General features: G+C 66.8%; 5 protein-coding genes. All 5 read right to left on the bottom strand.

Annotated features, from left to right (window positions below):
- The coding region (locus KH616_RS21370) for a glycosyltransferase (RefSeq protein WP_292250580.1) at window positions 1-190 on the bottom strand (190 nt) is incomplete at its 3' end.
- Window positions 191-284: 94 nt separating this feature from the next.
- Entirely contained in the window at window positions 285-1568 is a 1284-nt protein-coding gene (ftsW, locus tag KH616_RS21365) for a putative lipid II flippase FtsW (protein WP_292250579.1), read from the bottom strand.
- On the bottom strand, window positions 1565-3076 hold the full coding sequence (murD, locus tag KH616_RS21360; RefSeq protein WP_292250578.1) for a UDP-N-acetylmuramoyl-L-alanine--D-glutamate ligase: 1512 nt from the start codon (window positions 3074-3076) through the stop codon (window positions 1565-1567). The genes ftsW and murD overlap by 4 nt, the downstream gene beginning before the upstream one ends.
- Before the next feature lie 28 nt (window positions 3077-3104).
- On the bottom strand, window positions 3105-4274 hold the full coding sequence (gene mraY / locus KH616_RS21355; protein ID WP_292250576.1) for a phospho-N-acetylmuramoyl-pentapeptide-transferase: 1170 nt from the start codon (window positions 4272-4274) through the stop codon (window positions 3105-3107).
- Between the two features lie 16 nt (window positions 4275-4290).
- Window positions 4291-4900 (bottom strand): cyanophycin synthetase (locus tag KH616_RS21350; protein WP_292250574.1); only part of this gene is annotated, 610 nt, incomplete at its 5' end.

Genomic DNA, 4900 nt, shown 5'->3' with positions numbered 1-4900 from the left:
TGCCATGCTTTGGCACGAGCGTCGCTTCCATCCCTGCCGGGTTGCCGAGCCAGACGACGCGCCATCCCTGCGCTTCCATCCGGTGTGCGACGGCAAGCCCCGGGAACACATGCCCGCCGGTGCCGCCTGCCATCACCATCAACGTGCGCCGTGCAGCGGTCATACCTTCCCTCCCCGCATCAGCAAGCATGCACGCACGTTTTGGCTGCGGCCGCTGCGCTTGACTTCGCACGCTTCGCGCACGAAGTCAGCCTTCGCCGAAATCGTGTACTGACGCAGGGAGGTCATACCTTCCCTCCCCGCATCAGCACACGATTTTCATAATCGACGCGCAGCAGCACCGCAAGCGCGACGCAGTTCATCAGGATGCCCGAGCCGCCGTAGCTCACGAGCGGCAACGTCAGGCCCTTGGTCGGCAACAGGCCGAGATTCACGCCCATGTTGATGAATGTCTGCGCGCCAAACCAGATGCCGACGCCTTTCGCCGTCAGCCCGGCGAACGTGCGGTCGAGTGCGAGCGCCTGACGGCCGATCTCGAAGGCGCGGCGAACGATCCAGTAGAACAGCAGGATCACCACCATCACCCCGACAAAGCCAAGCTCCTCGCCGATCACGGCGAGGATGAAGTCGGTGTGCGCTTCGGGCAGGTAGTTCAGTTTCTCGACGCTGCCGCCGAGGCCGACGCCGAACCATTCGCCGCGGCCAAAGGCGATCAGCGAGTGCGTGAGCTGGTACGCCTTGCCTTGCGCGTAGCGCTCGTCCCACGGATCGAGGTAGGCGAAGATCCGCTCGCGCCGCCACGGCGACAGCCAGACCAGCATCGTGAACGTGCCGACCGCCGTTGCGACGAGGCCGCCGAACAGCTTGCCGTTCACGCCGCCGAGGAACAGCACGCCCATCGCGATCGCCGCGATCACCATGAATGCGCCCATGTCCGGCTCGAGCAGCAGCAGCATGCCGACGAGGCCGACAGCACAGGCCATCGGCAGAAACCCCTTCGCCAGGCTATGCATGTATTCCTGCTTGCGCACGGTGTAGTTCGCGGCATAGATCGTCACCGCGAGCTTCATGATTTCCGACGGCTGCATGTTCGTGATGCCGAGCGGAATCCAGCGGCGCGCGCCGTTCACGCCCTTGCCGACGTGCGGGATCAGCACGATCACGAGCCCGACGAGCGCGATCAGGAAAAGCTGCGGCGCGTGCTTGTCCCACGTCGACACAGGGATACGGAACGCGATCACGGCCGCGACACACGCGACGGCGAGCGAGATGCAGTGGCGCAGCAGGAACGCATAATCGTGATACGACGCGTATTTCGGCGAATCCGGCATCGCGATCGACGCCGAATAGACCATCACGACGCCCAGGCCGAGCAGCGCGATCGCGACCCACAGGAGCGAGTAGTCGAAGTCGAGCATCCGCGAGCGGCTCGGCCGGACACCGTTGACGACGCTCGCGAGCCCACCGGTCGCGGCGCGCGTGGCCGACGTGACCCGGCCGCCGGCCGCATTGCCGCCAGCTTCACGCTGACCGTTGAAACGGGAGACGAGGCGATCCGACCAGTTCATAGCGTCGTTCCTTTCTCATGGGCGATGTCCTCCACCGCGCGGTGGAAAACCTCCGCACGATGGGCGTAGTTCCTGAACATGTCGAGGCTCGCACATGCCGGCGACAACAGCACGGCGTCGCCCGGCTGTGCGAGCGCACTCGCCGCGCCGACCGCTGCTTCGAGCGTCGCGTGATCGTGCAGCGGCACGCCCGTTTCGGCGAGCGCATCGCGAATCGCAGGCGCATCACGGCCGATCAGCATCACCGCACGGCACCAGCGTGCGACCGGCGCGACGAGCGGCGAAAAATCCTGGCCCTTGCCGTCGCCGCCCGCGATCAGCACGATCCGCTGCGCGAGGCCGTCCAGCGCGGCGACCGTCGCACCGACGTTCGTGCCCTTGCTGTCGTCGACATAATCGACGCCGTCGAGCGCCGCGATCAGTTCGACACGATGGGCTTCGCCACGGTATTCGCGCAGGCCGTGCAACAGCGGCGCGGCCGGCAGGTCGACCGCACGCGCGAGCGCAAACGCGGCCAGCGCGTTCGCCGCGTTGTGCAGGCCGCGGATGCGCAGCGCATCCACCGGCATCAGGCGCTTCGAAACGATGTCCCGCGGATTCGCGGCCTCGCGCTTGCGGCGACGCGCCGACACCGGCTCGTCGGTCGCATCGCGATCGATCGCCTCGACGAGCCACGCCATGCCGTTGTCGCGCGACAGGCCGAAATCGCCTTCGCGCGTCGGCTCGTTCAGGCCGAACGTGACCGCGCGCGGCGCGTCGGCAGCGGCCGCCGCCGGCGCAAACTTCATCACCGCCGCATCGTCCCGGTTCAGCACGCGCGTCGTCGTCGCGCCGAAGATCCGGCCCTTGGCCGCCGCATAGGCTTCGAAGCTGCCGTGCCAGTCGAGGTGGTCCTGCGTGATGTTGAGGATGGCGGCCGCGTCCGGTGCGAAAGTCCGCGCGGTTTCGAGCTGGAAGCTCGACAGTTCGAGCACCCAGATGTCGGGCAGCGCGGCCCGATCGATGGCGTCGGCGAGCCGGTCGAGCATCGCCGGACTGATATTGCCCGCGACCGCCACCGTCTTGCCCGCACGCTGGCAGAGCAAGCCGGTCAGACTCGTCGTCGTGGTCTTGCCGTTGGTGCCGGTAATTGCAAGCACCTTCGGCTGATACCCGTTCGAGCCGAGCGCGCGCAACGCCTGCGCGAAGAACTCCAGTTCGCCCCACACCGCGATGCCGCGTTCGTCCGCGGCGGCGATCAGCGCCGCCAGTTCGGGGGCGAGCGGCGACAGGCCCGGGCTCAGCCCGACGAGCTCGACACCGCCGTCGAGCAGCGCAGGCGTAAACGGACCGCCGACGAATTCCGCGTCGATCCCGGCTTCCTTGAGCGCGGCAAGGTTCGGCGGCGCCTCACGGGTATCGGCAATGCGCAGGCGGCACCCGTGCCTCGCGCACCACTGCGCGATCGCGAGGCCCGACTCACCGAGCCCCAGCACCAGCACCATCGGCCGCTGCCGATCTCCAAACATCTCGCCAGACATCCTTGTTACCTTTCCTTTACCGCAGCTTGAGGGTGGACAAACCGAACAGGCACAGCATCAGCGTGATGATCCAGAACCGCACCACCACCTGCGTTTCCTTCCAGCCGGACAATTCGAAATGGTGGTGCAGCGGCGCCATCTTGAAGATGCGTCGCCCTTCGCCGTAACGGCGCTTCGTGTACTTGAACCACGTGACCTGCAGCATCACCGACAGCGTCTCCGCGACGAAGATGCCGCCCATGATGAACAGCACGATTTCCTGCCGCACGATCACCGCGACCGTGCCGAGCGCGCCGCCGAGCGCCAGCGCGCCGACGTCGCCCATGAACACCTGCGCGGGGTGCGTGTTGTACCAGAGGAACGCGAGCCCGGCTCCGCTCATCGCGGAACAGAAGATCAGCAGTTCGCCCGCGCCCGCGATGTGCGGGAACAGCAGGTATTTCGAATACACCGCGCTGCCCATCACGTATGCAAACACGCCGAGCGATGCGCCGACCAGCACGACCGGCATGATGACGAGGCCGTCGAGGCCGTCGGTCAGGTTCACCGCGTTGCTCGCGCCGACGATCACGAAATAGGTCAGCGCGATGAAGCCCCATACGCCGAGCGGATAGCTGATCGACTTCAGGAACGGCAGCATCAGGTCGGCGCGCGCGGGCAAGCCCATCGACAGGCCGCTTCGCACCCACGCCATGAACAGGTCGAACACGCGCACGTTGCTCGCCTCGGACACGCTGAACGCCAGATAGACGGCAGCGAACAGGCCGATCACCGACTGCCAGAAATACTTCTCGCGCGACGACATCCCGCGCGGATCCTTGTAGACGACCTTCCGGTAATCATCGACCCAGCCGATCACGCCGAAGCCGAACGTGACGAGCATCACGATCCAGATAAAGCGGTTCGTCAGGTCGCCCCAGAGCAGCGTCGCGACCGCGATGCCGATCAGGATCAGCACGCCGCCCATCGTCGGCGTGCCGGATTTGACGAGGTGAGTCTGCGGGCCGTCCTTGCGCACGGCCTGCCCGACCTTCATTTCCGTCAGCTTGCGGATCACCCAGGGTCCGCACACGAGCCCGATCACGAGCGCAGTGATGGTGGCCATCACCGCACGGAACGTCAGGTACGTGAACAAGCGCAAAAAGCTTGCGTCGCTTTGCAGCCATTGCGCCAGCGCCAGCAGCATGCTTCCTTCCTTCTACTCAGTGAGCGGCGGGCGCCGTGCCCGCTGCGGGTTGGTTGTTCGTCAGCGCGTCGACCACGCGCTCCATCTTCATGTACCGCGATCCCTTCACGAGCACGGTCGCCTGCGCGCCATGCCCCGCTGCGAGCAGCGCGGCGACGAGCGCATCGACGTCGCCGAAATGGCGTGCCGCCTCGCCGTAGGCCGTGCATGCATCGCGCGACGCGTCGCCGAGCGCAAACAGTGCATCGATGCCGCGCTCGCGCGCGTATGCGCCGATCTCGCGATGGAACGCCGGGCCTTCTTCGCCGACTTCGCCCATGTCGCCGATCACCAGCACACGCGGCGACGGTTGCGCGGCGAGCACGTCGATCGCCGCACGCATCGAATCGGGGTTCGCGTTGTACGTGTCGTCGACGACCATCGCGCCCGCGAGGCTGCCGACGCTGGCCTGCCGGACCTGCAAACGCCCCTTGACCGGCTCGAACGCTTCGAGCCCCGCCTTGATCGCCGGCAACGCCACGCCCGCAGCCAGCGCCGCGGCCGTCGCCGCGAGCGCGTTGCGCGCGTTGTGCTCGCCGAGCACGCGCAACCGGACCGCGAGCGGGCCGGACGGCGTGTCGATCGTG

Source organism: Burkholderia sp. (assembly GCF_018375725.1).
In the GTDB taxonomy this organism is placed as follows: Bacteria; Pseudomonadota; Gammaproteobacteria; order Burkholderiales; family Burkholderiaceae; genus Burkholderia.
The sequence above is the reverse complement of the archived record's forward strand: the minus strand, read 5'-3'. Positions and strand labels throughout refer to the sequence as shown.

Coding starts and splice junctions, on each gene's coding strand:
- mraY (WP_292250576.1), bottom strand. CDS start 4,274: ATGCTGCTGGCGCTGGCGCAATGGCTGCAAAGCGACGCAAGCTTTTTG.
- ftsW (WP_292250579.1), bottom strand. CDS start 1,568: ATGAACTGGTCGGATCGCCTCGTCTCCCGTTTCAACGGTCAGCGTGAA.
- murD (WP_292250578.1), bottom strand. CDS start 3,076: ATGTTTGGAGATCGGCAGCGGCCGATGGTGCTGGTGCTGGGGCTCGGT.